General features: G+C 67.9%; 11 protein-coding genes. 4 read left to right on the forward strand and 7 right to left on the reverse strand.

All coding sequences use genetic code 11. From position 1 onward, the window contains the following. Nucleotides 1-314 precede the first annotated feature (314 nt). A complete protein-coding gene (rne, locus tag ACX9OT_RS06370; RefSeq protein ID WP_459001454.1) occupies nt 315-3,542 on the reverse strand; it encodes a ribonuclease E in 3,228 nt (1,075 codons plus the stop codon). A 407-nt stretch (nt 3,543-3,949) separates the two neighbouring features. Between rne and ACX9OT_RS06375 the strand changes: the two genes are divergently transcribed. Next, a complete protein-coding gene (locus tag ACX9OT_RS06375; RefSeq protein ID WP_459001456.1) occupies nt 3,950-4,924 on the forward strand; it encodes an RluA family pseudouridine synthase in 975 nt (324 codons plus the stop codon). A gap of 549 nt (nt 4,925-5,473) precedes the next feature. Here the strand turns inward: ACX9OT_RS06375 and zupT are convergent. The 3 genes from zupT to ACX9OT_RS06390 all read right to left on the reverse strand — a co-directional run bounded on the left by zupT (nt 5,474) and on the right by ACX9OT_RS06390 (nt 7,145). Next, nucleotides 5,474-6,283, reverse strand: a complete 810-nt coding sequence (gene zupT / locus ACX9OT_RS06380; RefSeq protein ID WP_049399991.1) for a zinc transporter ZupT — start codon at nt 6,281-6,283, stop codon at nt 5,474-5,476. Between the two features lie 98 nt (nt 6,284-6,381). Continuing rightward, nucleotides 6,382-6,798 carry an energy transducer TonB gene (locus ACX9OT_RS06385; protein ID WP_032129663.1) on the reverse strand — a complete coding sequence of 139 codons (417 nt, stop codon included), beginning with the start codon at nt 6,796-6,798 and terminating at the stop codon, nt 6,382-6,384. After that, a complete protein-coding gene (locus ACX9OT_RS06390) occupies nt 6,795-7,145 on the reverse strand; it encodes a 4a-hydroxytetrahydrobiopterin dehydratase (RefSeq protein ID WP_006456031.1) in 351 nt (116 codons plus the stop codon). Before ACX9OT_RS06390 ends, ACX9OT_RS06385 begins: the two co-directional genes overlap by 4 nt. Nucleotides 7,146-7,235: 90 nt before the next feature. Between ACX9OT_RS06390 and ACX9OT_RS06395 the strand changes: the two genes are divergently transcribed. Beyond that, nucleotides 7,236-7,835 carry an NfuA family Fe-S biogenesis protein gene (locus ACX9OT_RS06395; RefSeq protein ID WP_032129662.1) on the forward strand — a complete coding sequence of 200 codons (600 nt, stop codon included), beginning with the start codon at nt 7,236-7,238 and terminating at the stop codon, nt 7,833-7,835. 10 nt (nt 7,836-7,845) lie between these two features. Continuing rightward, nucleotides 7,846-9,612 carry a hypothetical protein gene (locus ACX9OT_RS06400; protein ID WP_459001460.1) on the forward strand — a complete coding sequence of 589 codons (1,767 nt, stop codon included), beginning with the start codon at nt 7,846-7,848 and terminating at the stop codon, nt 9,610-9,612. Nucleotides 9,613-10,340: 728 nt separating this feature from the next. Here the strand turns inward: ACX9OT_RS06400 and ACX9OT_RS06405 are convergent. Continuing rightward, nucleotides 10,341-10,754, reverse strand: a complete 414-nt coding sequence (locus tag ACX9OT_RS06405) for a barstar family protein (protein WP_032129660.1) — start codon at nt 10,752-10,754, stop codon at nt 10,341-10,343. Beyond that, nucleotides 10,754-11,206, reverse strand: a complete 453-nt coding sequence (locus tag ACX9OT_RS06410) for a guanyl-specific ribonuclease (RefSeq protein WP_459001462.1) — start codon at nt 11,204-11,206, stop codon at nt 10,754-10,756. The genes ACX9OT_RS06405 and ACX9OT_RS06410 overlap by 1 nt, the downstream gene beginning before the upstream one ends. Before the next feature lie 219 nt (nt 11,207-11,425). Here ACX9OT_RS06410 and ACX9OT_RS06415 point away from each other — a divergent pair, with 219 nt between their 5' ends. Further along, on the forward strand, nt 11,426-12,037 hold the full coding sequence (locus ACX9OT_RS06415) for a superoxide dismutase (RefSeq protein ID WP_005410310.1): 612 nt from the start codon (nt 11,426-11,428) through the stop codon (nt 12,035-12,037). A gap of 132 nt (nt 12,038-12,169) precedes the next feature. On the opposite strand, the gene ACX9OT_RS06420 is transcribed toward ACX9OT_RS06415, so the two are convergent. Next, nucleotides 12,170-13,018, reverse strand: coding sequence for an endonuclease/exonuclease/phosphatase family protein (locus ACX9OT_RS06420; RefSeq protein ID WP_071229750.1), 849 nt, complete (start codon nt 13,016-13,018; stop codon nt 12,170-12,172). Between the last annotated feature and the right edge of the window lie 134 nt (nt 13,019-13,152).

The raw sequence follows: 13,152 nt of genomic DNA on the forward strand, positions 1-13,152 counted from the left end.
CAGGTGCCAACCCTGGTTGGCACGAACGTGTCTGCGTGCGCTGAATCAACGGCGCCAACCAAGGTTGGCTTCTACCAAAGCAGTGACCGTGCGCGGGTTGTGCGCTGGTTGGCCTCCACCAAAGCAGTGACCGTGTGCGGGATGTGCCCTGGTAGGTGCCAACCCTGGTTGGCACGGACGTGTCCGCGTCCGCTCAATCAACGGCGCCAACCAAGGTTGGCTTCTACCAAAGCGAAGCCAGCGCCAAACGCACACACAAAAACGGCGGGGATCATTGATCCCCGCCGTTTCGTTTTCACGCGATCAAGGAGCGATCAGTTCGCCGGCGGCGTGCGCTTGGCGGCCTCTTCGTCTTCTTCATCGGTCTTGGCTTCTGCGGCCTGGGCCGCAGCGTCGGCATGGCCATCGGCGACCGGGTCGATCGACGGCGTCACCACCGCTTCGGCGACCGGGGCAGCGGCCTCGATCGGCGCGGCTTCCACCGCCACCGGAGCGACCGGCTGTTCGGCGGCCACGACAGGCTCGACGACCGGTGTGGCTTCAACCACCGGCGCAGCCTCAACGGCCACCGGCTTGGCTTCAACCACCGGCGCAGCCTCGACCGCCGCCGGCTTCGCTTCGATCACCGGAGCGGCTTCAACCGCCGGGGCGGCTTCAACCGCGACCGGCTTTGCTTCGGTCACCGGCGCAATGGCTTCGATCACCGGCGCGGCAGCGGCTACCGGCTGGGCCGGGGTCGCGGCGTCGATGGCATCGAGCATGCTGGTCTGCACCGGCGAGGACACCGCTTCAGCCTTCGCAGCAGCTTCGACCGGGGCCTGCACTTCAGCCACGACCGGGGCGGCGGCTTCGACCACAGCGCTGCTCACCACGGCAACCGGTGCGGCGGCAACAGCGGCGGCAGCACGGACCGGCTTTGCGGCGTCGGCAGCGGCCGGTTCGGCTTCGTCATCGAAGTCGAACTCCGGCTGCGAACGGGCCGGCTGCGCAGCAGCGACCGGCGCAGTGCCGGCAGTGCTGTCGACGCTCGGCTCGGCGCCGTCGGCGTCATCACCGTCGTCACCATCATCCTGGTCATCGCCCAGGGCGTCGCTGCCGGCGGCATTCTCGGCGCCACCGCGACGACGGCGACGGCCACCGCGACGGCCGCGACGACGGCGGGTCGCGCCTTCGCCGGTCTGCTCGCCATTGGCGTCGGTTGCAGCCTCTTCACCGGCAACCGCAACCACCTCGGCCTCGCTGGCGGTGTTGGCAGTCGTGTCGACCGGTGCTGCGGCTTCCGCCGGAGCGGCGGCCACCGGAGCAACCGGCGCGGTCGCTTCCTGCGCGGTCACCGTATTGGCGGCGACCGCCGTGGCGGCCACGGCTGCAGCCGCGGTCACGGCTTCGGCCGGTGCTTCTGCGGCGTTGCGCTGCGGCTTCTCGGCCGGCTTGTCACCGTCCTGCTGCGGGCGCGGCTGCTTCGGCTGCTTCAGCTTCGGCTGCTGCGGGTTCTGGCCCTGCTGCTCGTTGCGCGGCTTGTTCTGCTGCTGCGGCTGCTGCTGGCCATCCTTCTGCTGCGGCTCCTTCTGCTTGCCCTGCTGCGGCTGCTGCTGGGCATTGCCGTTGTTACCGTTGCGGCCGTCCTTGCTGCGCTGCTCACCGCGCTCCTTGCGGTTGCCGCCGTCCTTCTGCTGCTGCGCGTTGCCGTTGCCGCCGTTGCCACGGTTGTCGTCGCGACGGTCCTTGCGGTCCTTGTTGCGATCCTTGTTGCGGTCCTTGCGGCCGCCGTCCTGCTGCTGGCGGGCGACCGGAGCCGCCGGTGCCGGTGCCGGCGCCGGTTCGCCACCGAACACGCGCTTGAGCCAACCGATCACGCCGCCGCTCGGGGCCGCTGCAACCGGCGCTGCCACGACCGGGGCCGGTGCCGCTGCGGCCGGCTCCACTTCCTCGCGCACCGGAGCGGGGGAGGTGTGCTTGACCTGGGTCACCGCCGGCGGCGGGATGTTCAGCTGACCCTTGGTCAGCGCGTGCACCGGCAGCTTGCGCGGGGTGCCGCGCTGGTAGCTGGGCTTGTTGCTCTCTTCACCCAGCTCGTTCTCCCGCAGGCGGGTGACGGTGTAGTGCGGGGTGTGCAGCTGCTCGTCGGCGACGATCACGATCGGCGCCTCGTGGCGCTGCTCGATCTCACGCAGGGCGCTGCGCTTTTCGTTCAGCAGGTAATTGGCGATCTCCACCGGGGCCTGCACCAGCACCTGCCCGGTGTTCTCCTTCATCGCATGCTCTTCGGCGACGCGGATGATCGACAGCGACAGCGACTCGACGCTGCGCATGCGGCCGTGGCCGTCGCAACGCGGGCAGACGATCTGGCTCGACTCGCCCAGGCTCGGGCGCAGGCGCTGGCGGCTCATTTCCAGCAGGCCGAAGCGCGAGATGCGGCCGACCTGCACGCGCGCACGGTCGTACTTCAGCGCGTTGGCCAGGCGGTTCTCGACCTCACGCTGGTGCTTGTTGGAGGCCATGTCGATGAAGTCGATCACCACCAGGCCGCCCAGGTCACGCAGGCGCAGCTGGCGGGCCACTTCCTCGGCCGCTTCCAGGTTGGTCTGGAAGGCGGTGTCCTCGATGTCGCTGCCCTTGGTGGCGCGCGAGGAGTTCACGTCGACGGCGGTCAGCGCTTCGGTCTGGTCGACCACGATCGAGCCGCCCGACGGCAGGCGCACGTTGCGCTCGTAGGCACCTTCGATCTGCGATTCGATCTGGAAGCGGTTGAACAGCGGGATGTCGTCCTTGTAATGCTTGAGCTTGCGCAGGGTCTGCGGCATCACCTGCTGCATGAACTCGCGGGCGTGCTCGTACATCTCCTCGGTGTCCACCAGGATCTCGCCGATGTCGGCGCGCAGGTAGTCACGCAGGGCGCGCACGATCAGGCGCGATTCCTGGTAGATCAGGAACGGGGCCGGCTTGCTCAATGCGGCTTCGGCGATGGCGCGCCAGACGTTGAGCAGGTAATCCAGATCCCACTGCAGCTCTTCCGCATCGCGGCCGACGCCGGCGGTACGGATGATCACGCCCATGTCGTCGGGGATGTTCAGCTTGTCCAGGGCGTCCTTCAGGGCGGCCCGGTCTTCGCCCTCGATGCGACGGGAGACACCGCCGGCGCTGGGCGAGTTCGGCATCAGCACCATGTAGCGGCCGGCCAGCGAGATGAACGTGGTCAGGGCGGCGCCCTTGTTGCCACGCTCTTCCTTGTCGACCTGGACAACGATCTCCTGGCCTTCCTTCAGCAGTTCGCGGATGCCGGCCTTGTTGTGGTCGACGCCGGCCTGGAAGTAATCGCGGGAGATTTCCTTCAGCGGCAGGAAGCCATGGCGGCCGCCACCGTATTCAACGAAGGCCGCTTCCAGCGAGGGCTCGATGCGGAAGATCCGGCCCTTGTAGATGTTGGACTTCTTCTGTTCCTTCGACGGCTGCTCGATGTCGATGTCATACAACGACTGGCCATCCACGATGGCAACACGCAGCTCTTCAGCCTGCGTGGCGTTGATCAGCATTCGCTTCATTGTTGCGTTCCTCGCAAGCGGCTACCGCGCGGAACGCCATGGGGTTTCGCCTCTGGACACGGTTCGCCGCCCATTCGCGCAAGCGCGGGGAGGGCGGCTTGGGTTTCCAGCGCTACGACACCACGGCAGGCCGCGGGAGCGCTTCACTCTTATGGGTTTTGGGGTGTTACAGGCCGCAGGCAGCTGTCAGCCAGGCTGGAGCGCCACGCGGGACATGTTCAGCACGGTTGCGTGTCAGGCATCCGGCGATGGCCGGGAAGGCCGGTGAGCCGCTAACATGGCCGCCCCGCGGGCGGTGGTCGCGCACTGTGCCGGATTCGTCGGAAGCTGGGCTTCTGGCCCTGAGTAACTTCCAACGAAATCAATCCCTTATCTCGCCCCCCGAGTGTAACAGAATAAACAGCCTGATGACCGCCCAAGACCCCACCAAACCCGCTGGCGACAAGCCTTCCGTGCGTATGATCACCGTTCCCGCCGACCGCGCCGGCCAGCGCCTGGACAACTTCCTGCTCGGCCAGCTGAAGGGTGCCCCGCGCAGCCTGGTCTACAAGCTGGTGCGCAGCGGCCAGGTACGTGTGAATGGTGGCCGCGCCAAGGCCGAGCGCAAGCTCGAGGCGGGTGATGAGGTGCGTGTGCCGCCGGTCCGTCTCACCGAAGAGGGAGACAAGGCCGGTCCGCCGGAGGCGTTCATGCGCCGCCTGGAGCAGGCCATCGTCTTCGAGGATGCCCGCCTGCTGGCCCTGAACAAGCCCACTGGCGTGGCCAGCCATGGTGGCAGCGGCATCAGTTTCGGTGCCATCGAGACCCTGCGCGCCCTGCGCCCGGGCCAGACCCTGGAGCTGGTCCACCGGTTGGATCGAGACACCTCGGGCCTGCTGATCGTGGCCAAGAAGCGCTCGGCGCTGAGCGAACTGCAGGCGCTGCTGCGTGAAGATCACGGCGCCGGCATCCGCAAGCGCTACCTGACCCTGCTGGCCGGGCGCATGCCGGACGGCGTGATGACGGTCGATGCGCCGCTGCACGTGGGCCTGCGCCAGGGCGGCGAGCGCCATGTGCAGGTCAATGCGATCGGCAAGGAATCGATCAGCCACTTCCGTGTGCTGGAGCGTCGCGGTGGTCATTCCTACTGCGAAGTCCGCATCGAGACCGGCCGTACCCACCAGATCCGCGTGCATGCCCAGCATCTGGGGCATCCGGTGGCCGGTGACGATAAATACGGCGATCCTGCGGTCAACAAGCGGCTTCGTGAGCAGATCGGGCTGAAGCGTCTGTTCCTGCACGCGGCCTCGCTGGAGTTCGCGCTGGACGACGGCGAGAGCCCGTACGTGCTGAACGCACCGCTGGCCGATGAGCTGGTCGAGGCGCTGGACCGGCTGCGCTGACGGCGGTTCGGCGGCGCCGGGTGCTTGGTCGGCGCCGTCGCTTCCCTGCGATGAGTGGGCTTGTCACTTTCTTTGCTCGCGCAAAGAAGGTAACCAAAGAAACACGCCGCCATCCGCGAGCCGGCGCTGCGCGCCGGTGCCCTGCGGTCCTCGGTCCGCCGAGGGGCGGCGCGGAACTCGCTGCGCTCAGACACCCGCGCCTCTTCACCCTCGCCGGACCTGCGGTGCTCGGCTAGCTACAAGGCGGACCAGGCAGCCGCAGCGTAGACCCATACCCGCACGTAGCCTTTGTAGAGTCGAGCGACGCTCGACTCGCGCGCGCAGCGCGGGCTTCGCTTTCTTATTCTTTCATCGCGTGGCTGGCACGCACAGAAAAATGACGGGGCACGGGCGGGGGCGGCTTGCAGGGGTGTCCGCCGCATGGATGCGGCGGCCAAGCCTCCATGGATGGATTCACGGCGTCCCCTGCAAGCCGCCCCCGCCCGTGACCTCTCGATGCTGCGGGACGTACCAGCCGCGAGGGGGCTCAGCCCGTTGGCCGCAAACCCCTCACCACTTGAACAGCACCAGGCTGATCGCCAGCGTGCCCATGCCCGCCACCAGCCCGTAAACCGTCTCGTGGCCCTTGGCATAGCGCTTGGCCGCCGGCAGCAGCTCGTCCAGTGCCAGGAACACCATCACGCCGGCGATCAGCCCGAACACCCAGCCGAAGGTGGCGTGCGACAGCGACCCGGACAGCAGCCAGTAGCCCAGCGCCGCGCCTACCGGTTCGGCCAGGCCGGACAGCAGGCTGGCGCTGAATGCATACAGCTTGTTCTGGGTGGCGAAGTACACCGGCACTGCAATCGCAATGCCCTCGGGGATGTTGTGGATGGCGATGGCGAAGGCCAGCGGCATGCCCACCGACGGGCTTTCCAGCGTCGCGAAGAAGGTTGCCAACCCTTCCGGGAAGTTGTGCGCAGTGATCGCGATCGAGGTCAGCAGGGCGACGCGCTTCAGGTACTCGCGGCTGTTCTCGCGGAATGCCGGGTCCTGCTTGTCCAGGCTGTCATGCGGGTTGGGGATGAAGTGGTCGATCAGCACGATCACGATCACGCCCAGCAGGAAGGCCAGAGTGCCGTAGGTGAAGCCGGTGCGCTCGCCATAGGCCAGTGCGAACGAGGCAATGGACTTGTTGAGGATCTCCGACAGCGACACATAGACCATCGCACCGCCGGCGAAGGCCAGGCCGAAGGCCAGTAGGCGCGGGTTGGGGCGGCGCGAGAACAGCACCAGCAGGCTGCCGATGGCGGTGGCCAGGCCGGCCGCGAGGGTGACCGCCAGTGCGATCCAGACATTTTCGGGGGGAATCTGCAGCATGTACCGACGCGGTCCTGGTCAACAGACAACCGCCCCGGATGAACCCGGGGCGGGGAGGGCGAGGCGGGCGTCGGCTGGCCTCGTCGGGGCGCGCGCGATCAGCCGCCGCGGCGCAGGCGTTCTTCGATGGCGAAGCACTGGTCCGGCTTCGGCTGCGGCGGGTTGAAGCTCACCGGCACCTGGATCGTGGCCGGCACCGGCTGGCCGTTGCGGGTGGCGGCATTGAACTGCCAGCCCTGCACGGCGGTCCTGGCCAGCTCGTCCAGCTGAGGGTTGCCGGCGCCGGTCAGCAGAGCCACTTCGCTCGGCTTGCCATCGGTGCCGATGGTCACCTTGAAGGTACTGGTGCCGCCCACACCCATGCAGGCCAGCTCAAGCGGGTACTGCGGCGGCGGTGTCTTCACCGCTGCGACTTCGGTGGGCGGCGGCGGTGGTGGTGCCGCTGGTTCGGACGCGCCACAGCCGGCCAGGCCGGTCGCAGCGATCAGGGACAGGCTCAGCAAACGTACGTTCATGGCAGTTGCTCCGTCAGGGCCGAAGTCTTCGCCGCACAGATGAAGTCGTTCTCGCTCAGGCCGCCCACATCGTGGGTGGAGAAGCGCACGACCGCGCGGTCGTAGTGCACGCCCAGGTCCGGATGGTGGTCCTCGCGATGGGCGATCCAGGCCAGCGCGTTCACGAAGGCCATGGTGGCGTAGTAATCCTTGAAGCGGAAGGTGCGCGACAGGGCCTGGCCGCCCTCGCTCAGCTCCCAGCCGGGAATCTGCGGCAGCAGTTCGGCCAGGCGGGCTTCGCCAAGCTTGTGATCGCTGCCTTTGCGCGGCACGCAACGGGCCTGGGCCAGTGGAATCAGGTCGGCCATGGGAATCTCCACCTCGTGTTGACTGAACAATGCGCCGGACGGTGTATAAACCGAATGAGCGGTTGACGCTTACTTGGCTAGAATAGCCTGATGATCCAGATCTCCGACACTGCCCAGACCCATTTCCGCAAGCTGATCGAACGCGAGGGCGTGCCCGGCATGGGCGTGCGCTTGAGTGCGGTCGAGCCCGGCACCCCGCGCGCCGATGCCCGGTTGGAGTTCGCCGAACCGACCGACCTGCTCGGTGACGAGTGGGCGGTGGACTGCGATGGCTTCACCCTCTACGTCGATGCGAGCAGCGTCGGCTGGCTCGATGGCGCCGAGATCGACATCGTCGCCGGCACCGCCGGTACCCAGCAGTTGACCATCAAGGCGCCGCGCATCAAGGGCGAGGCCCCCGGCGATGCCGCTTCGCTGGTCGAGCGCGTGCACTGGGTGGTGGAAAACGAAGTCAATCCGCAGCTGGCCTCGCATGGCGGCAAGGTGGCCGTGCAGGAAGTCTCGTCCGACGGCGTGGTGCTGCTTCGCTTCGGTGGTGGCTGCCAGGGCTGTGGCATGGCCGACGTGACGCTCAAGCAGGGCATCGAGAAGACCCTGATGGGCCGCGTGCCGGGCGTGACCGCCGTGCGCGACGCGACCGACCATGACAGCGGCCACGCGCCGTATATCCCGCGCGGCAACGTCGCCTGACCGCTGACGCGTGCCTCTGACCCGGGCCGAGCAACTCATCGAACTGCTGCTGGCCCGCCAGCAGCCACGCGCCGTCCTCGAGAAGTCCACGCGCCTGCCCTATGGCTGGGCGCTGTGGCTGCGCTCGCTGGGCCCGCTGCCGCGGCCGTTCCACGCCCGCGAAGTGATTGCGGTATTGCTGCCGCGCCCGCTGCCTGGAGCGCCGGGCCAATCACCCCGGCTGTCGCCGTGGCAGGCGCTGCGCCGGTTGTTCTGGCAGGACTGGGACGCTGCGCCGCGCGATCAGCGCTGGATGCGCTGGACCTCGGCGTTGGCCAGCGCGCTGCTGCACCTGCTGTTCTTCATGCTGCTGCTGTGGGTTGCGGTGATCCGCACCACGGCACCGGAAGCAGAGGGCGCCGAAGGCGAGCGTGTGCAGGTGGAATTCGTCGGCCGCGCCTCCCAGGAGGGCGGAGGCGATCAGCCGGGTGCCGGGGCGGCTGCGGCTGCACCGGCCGGCCAGGTTGCCGCCGGCCAGGCAGCAGGGGCCGCGACTGCACCTGAGCCGCGTCCTGCGGCCGCGTCGGCGCCTGCGCCTGCACCGGCTCCAGCACCGACAGCCAGCGTGCCGTCGCCGCCGGCCGAAGCCGAGCCGGCCCCGCTTGCGGCCCCGCCACCCTCGCCGGTGCAGGCCACCGAAGTGGCGCAGGCCAGCACGGATTTCGTGGTGCCGCCGATCAGCGTGCCGCGCACCGAGGTCAGCATCGTGCCGCGTGACACCACGCCCACGGTGCGCGAGCGCAGCGTGCAGCCGGTGCAGGCGCCGCCAACCCTAACCGCGATGCGTGCGCCGCAGATCGCGGTGCGGACGCCGCAGCTGCGTGACATCCCGGTGCAGGAGCGCGAAGTCAGTACGGTCGATGCACCGGTGGTGTCGCAGCCACTGCGCACGGCCGATGTGCAGGTGCGCGTGCCGCAGCGCGACGTACAGGTGCGCGAGCGTGAAGTGCAGGCGGTGGTCGATCCGCAGGTGCGGATGGCGGCCGTCGCCGGTCGTGAACCGGCAGTGCATGCGCCGGCGGGTCGTGACGTACAGGTGCGCGAGCGCGAAGTAGCCTCGGCACCGGTGGCAGCCCCTTCGTCTTCCAGTGGCAATGCACCCGCGGTAACGCCCGCGCCGGCGGCCAATGGCAGCGCGACGCAGGCGAGCAGCAGCGCCGCGCGGCCTGCTGCATCCAGCACGACCCCGGCCCAGGCTGGAGCGCGCCCGGCCCCCAATCCGGGCAACTGGGCCACGCCCGCCAAGGGCGATGACTGGGGGGCATCGAGCCGCAACCAGGACGGCGCCAACAAGGGCGCCCGCCAGGCCAGTACCAGCGGCAAGGGCAGTGACCTGTTCAATGCCGATGGCAGCGTCCGCGTGCCGGGCCAGGAAGGCGAGGGGCGTGCCGAGCGCGGTGCGCCCGGTGGCGCCAACGACGGCTGGAGCAAGGAACGCATCGCGCAATCGGGCACCTGGCTGAAGCGACCGCCGTACGACTACACGCCCACTTCGTTCGACAAGTACTGGGTGCCGCAGGAATCGCTGCTGGCCGAATGGGTGCGCAAGGGCGTCAAGGCGATGGAGATCCCGTTGCCGGGTACCAGCACGAAGATCTCCTGCGTGATCTCGATCCTGCAGGCCGGTGGTGGCTGTGGCCTGACCAATCCGAACATGTTGGACCAGCCAGCGGTGGCACGACCGCCGCCGGACATCCCGTTCAAGAAAGAGCTGCAGGAAGACAACGGGAGCCGCTAACGGCTCCCGCTGTCCACGCATGCTTCCTTATCCCCGCGCCGTTGGCGCGCCCCCTTGAACAACAAGGGGGCTTTTCGATGGACCCATCGCGGGATGTGACGGCCATGCTGGCGCGCTTTGGTAGGTGCCAACCTTGGTTGGCACAGAAGCGCCGACCAAGGTCGGCATCTACCGGATGCACGTGCGCCGACCAAGGTCGGCATCTACCTGGGCGATGACCTCACGCGCTCTGCGACAGAAACATCCAGAACGGCAGGTCTCCGCCAACCCACTGGCCGGCTCGCACTTTGGTAGGTGCCAACCTTGGTTGGCACAGAAGCGCCGACCAAGGTCGGCATCTACCGGAGCACGTGCGCCGACCAGGGGCGGCCTCTACCTGGGTGGTGACCTCACGCGCTCTGCGACAGAAACACCCAGAACGGCACGTCTCCGCCAACCTGATGGCCGGCTCGCGCTTTGGTAGGTGCCAACCTTGGTTGGCACAGAAGCGCCGACCAAGGTCGGCATCTACCGGAGCACGTGCGCCGACCAGGGTCGGCGTCTACGTGGGCGGTGACCTCACGCGCTCTGCGACAGAAACACCCAGAACGGCACGTCTCGGCCGACCTGCTGGCCGGCTCGCACTTTGGTAGGTGCCAACCTTGGTTGGCACAGAAGCGCCGACCAAGGTCGGCATCTACCGGATGCACGTGCGCCGACCAAAGTCGGCCTCTACCTGGGCGATGACCTCACGCGCTCTGCGACAGGAACACCCAGAACGGCACGTCGCGGCCAACCCAGTCGCGGCTGGCTTCGTCCATCACGTCCAGCAACGTGTCAAAGTCCTTCTGCGTGGAGGCGCGCAACGTGTCCACGTCGGCCAGGAACAGTGCGTAGCCGTTGGCCGGCAGCCACTGCAGGTCGCGCAGGTTGTCCGACAGCGCATCCCAGTTGCCGCCGAAGCCGGCAGGGAAATCCAGTTGCGCGGCCAGCCGGGCCAGCAGGGTGCGCTTGTCGGCCACGCCTTCCAGGTCGATGCGGATCACCTTCAGCCCGGCATCGCGCATCGCCGCGGCCAGTGCGCCGATGTCGTCGCTGTCGATGGCGTAAACGCCGGCATTGTTGATGTCATGCAGGCCGAGGCCGAAATCATCGTGGCTCATCACTGCGCTCCCTGGGCCGGTACGGTGAAGCTGCGGAACGATTCGTAGTGGTCGTCGGTGTAGTACCACGCCTCCGGCGGATCGCCGCCGGTGACGATGCGGCGAGCGCCACGGGTGCGCGCACCGGGGGTGTCGACGGTGTATTCGCGGTAGTAGCCGCGCGGGCGCTGCGGCAGCTGCTGCTCGCGGTTGCCGAAGGTGCTGCCGTCCTGGCGGTGCGGGAACGGGCCGCCACGCTGGATCAGGGCGATGGTCTGCCGGGCTTCGGCGGGCAGGAATGCGGGCAGGCCGCTGTCGTTGCCGGTTGCGGCCGTGGCAGGCGCGCGCGCGGCAGGCGCACCCTGCAGGTCCGGCGCGAACTGCGGCACAGGCGGGCGCTGCATGAAATGGTTGACGACCAGGCCGAGCAGCAGCAGGGCGATGGCGGTGATCAGCAGCCGGGGGTTGCGCATGGGCAGGGGCGGGCGAGGGTGGTGCGGGCACTGTAGCGCCTGTGCGCTGCACGGTGCATGAGGACGGCGTCGCGTCACTGCTGCGTAACAATTGCCGTCATGCTCACTGGCAGGACGCAATTTCCTTTACATCCCCCTTGGTAATCTGGCGGTCTGTCCCCATCATTCACCGCGCAACGCCCGACACCGTCGGGTGCCCTCGCAATCAGGAGATGCATCATGGCCTATACCCTGCCCAAGCTGTCCTACGCCTACGACGCGCTGGAACCGCATATCGATGCGGCGACGATGGAAATCCATCACACCAAGCATCACCAGACCTACATCAACAACGTCAACGCGGCGCTGGAAGGCACCGAGTACGCTGACCTGCCGGTCGAAGAACTGGTGAAGAAGCTCAAGTCGCTGCCGGAGAACCTGCAGGGTCCGGTGCGCAACAACGGTGGCGGCCATGCCAACCACTCGCTGTTCTGGACCGTGATGGCTCCGAATGCTGGCGGCAACCCGGTGGGCGACGTGGCCAAGGCCATCGACAAGGACCTGGGCGGCTTCGACAAGTTCAAGGACGCCTTCACCAAGGCGGCGCTGACCCGTTTCGGCAGCGGCTGGGCGTGGCTGAGCGTGACCCCGGACAAGAAGGTCGTGGTCGAGAGCACCGGCAACCAGGACAGCCCGCTGATGGAAGGCAACACCCCCATCCTCGGCCTGGACGTGTGGGAACACGCGTACTACCTGAAGTACCAGAACCGTCGTCCGGAATACATCGGCGCGTTCTTCAACGTCATCGACTGGAACGAAGTCGAGCGCCGTTACCAGGAAGCGATCGCCTGATCGCGGTAACGGGATGAAGTGAGAAGGCCGGGGGAGACCCCGGCCTTTTCTGTTGCAGGAGTCATTCGGTAGTGCCGGCCGCTGGCCGGCAATCGTGTGGTACCCGAGGAGCCGGCCAGCGGCCGGCACTACCTATTCCGCGGTGGCCGTATCACCCTGCAGCCGCAGCGTAGCCATCACGCCCAGGCGCAGGCCGGGCAGGTCGCCGTCGGCTGGCAGCAGGATCGGCTGCTGGCGGATGCCGCCGAAGTGCTTGACCTGGAACAGCACATCCAGGCCATGGCCACTACTGCCACCGCCACTGGCCGCAGGCGCCTCGGCGCGGCCGCCGGGATTGCGCCGGGCCGGCTGGAAGCCGGGCGTGCTGCGCACCAGTTCCACCGTGTTGGCGGAGAAATCGCCGGCGATCAGGCTGGGCATGCCCTCGGCGGTGGCGCCGATCCAGGTCATCAGGTCGCTGGTCTGATGCTGGCGGGCGGTGGCCTCGTCCGGGTCCGGGCGCAGCCGTGCCACATAGATGTTGACCAGTGCCTCGCCCAGCTTCAGCCGCATCATGCCGGCGGCGCTGAAGGTGCCGGGTGGGTGCAGCAGGGTCACGCCATCCTCGCTGACCGGCAGCCGGGTCAGCATCGCGTTGCCATGCCGCAACGGCTGGCTGGGCGGATCGGCGGTAACGAAGTCGCAGCTGTAGCGCAGCCGGCTGGCCAGCCAGCAGGCTGGATTGCGGCCCTGCTGCTGCAGCACCTGCTGCACCGAGATCACGTCCGGCTGCAGCTCGGTCAGCAGTTGCGCGACCTGCTCGCGGCGCTGCTTCCAATGCGCATCATCACGGCTGGGCAGTTCCAGCGCGGCCACGGTGAGTTGCCGGGGCTCGTTGTCACTGGCAGTGGCGGCCGTTGCCTGCGGCCGCGCCTGTGCCTGCAACGCCATCAGCAGCACCAGGCAACTGAGCAGGAGACGGGCGGGGGCGAGGGGGCGCATAACGATAAGTTTACGCTTTTGTCGTGCAGGTGCCGTGACTTCCGGCACGGAGTGTCGCTGCCTGCCATGGATTGGCACCGTTGTCATGCAGCCCTGCAGCGTGCTTCGCAAGCCCCGGTTCCGGTAATCTTGCG

This window comes from Stenotrophomonas genospecies 3 (assembly GCF_054473855.1).

Bases quoted from the DNA above. Each gene is read 5' to 3' on its own strand.
- ACX9OT_RS06385 (WP_032129663.1), bottom strand. From the start codon at position 6,798: ATGAACGTACGTTTGCTGAGCCTGTCCCTGATCGCTGCGACCGGCCTG.
- ACX9OT_RS06405 (WP_032129660.1), bottom strand. From the start codon at position 10,754: ATGAGCCACGATGATTTCGGCCTCGGCCTGCATGACATCAACAATGCC.
- ACX9OT_RS06415 (WP_005410310.1), top strand. From the start codon at position 11,426: ATGGCCTATACCCTGCCCAAGCTGTCCTACGCCTACGACGCGCTGGAA.
- ACX9OT_RS06420 (WP_071229750.1), bottom strand. From the start codon at position 13,018: ATGCGCCCCCTCGCCCCCGCCCGTCTCCTGCTCAGTTGCCTGGTGCTG.
- ACX9OT_RS06410 (WP_459001462.1), bottom strand. From the start codon at position 11,206: ATGCGCAACCCCCGGCTGCTGATCACCGCCATCGCCCTGCTGCTGCTC.
- rne (WP_459001454.1), bottom strand. From the start codon at position 3,542: ATGAAGCGAATGCTGATCAACGCCACGCAGGCTGAAGAGCTGCGTGTT.
- ACX9OT_RS06395 (WP_032129662.1), top strand. From the start codon at position 7,236: ATGATCCAGATCTCCGACACTGCCCAGACCCATTTCCGCAAGCTGATC.
- ACX9OT_RS06375 (WP_459001456.1), top strand. From the start codon at position 3,950: ATGACCGCCCAAGACCCCACCAAACCCGCTGGCGACAAGCCTTCCGTG.
- zupT (WP_049399991.1), bottom strand. From the start codon at position 6,283: ATGCTGCAGATTCCCCCCGAAAATGTCTGGATCGCACTGGCGGTCACC.
- ACX9OT_RS06390 (WP_006456031.1), bottom strand. From the start codon at position 7,145: ATGGCCGACCTGATTCCACTGGCCCAGGCCCGTTGCGTGCCGCGCAAA.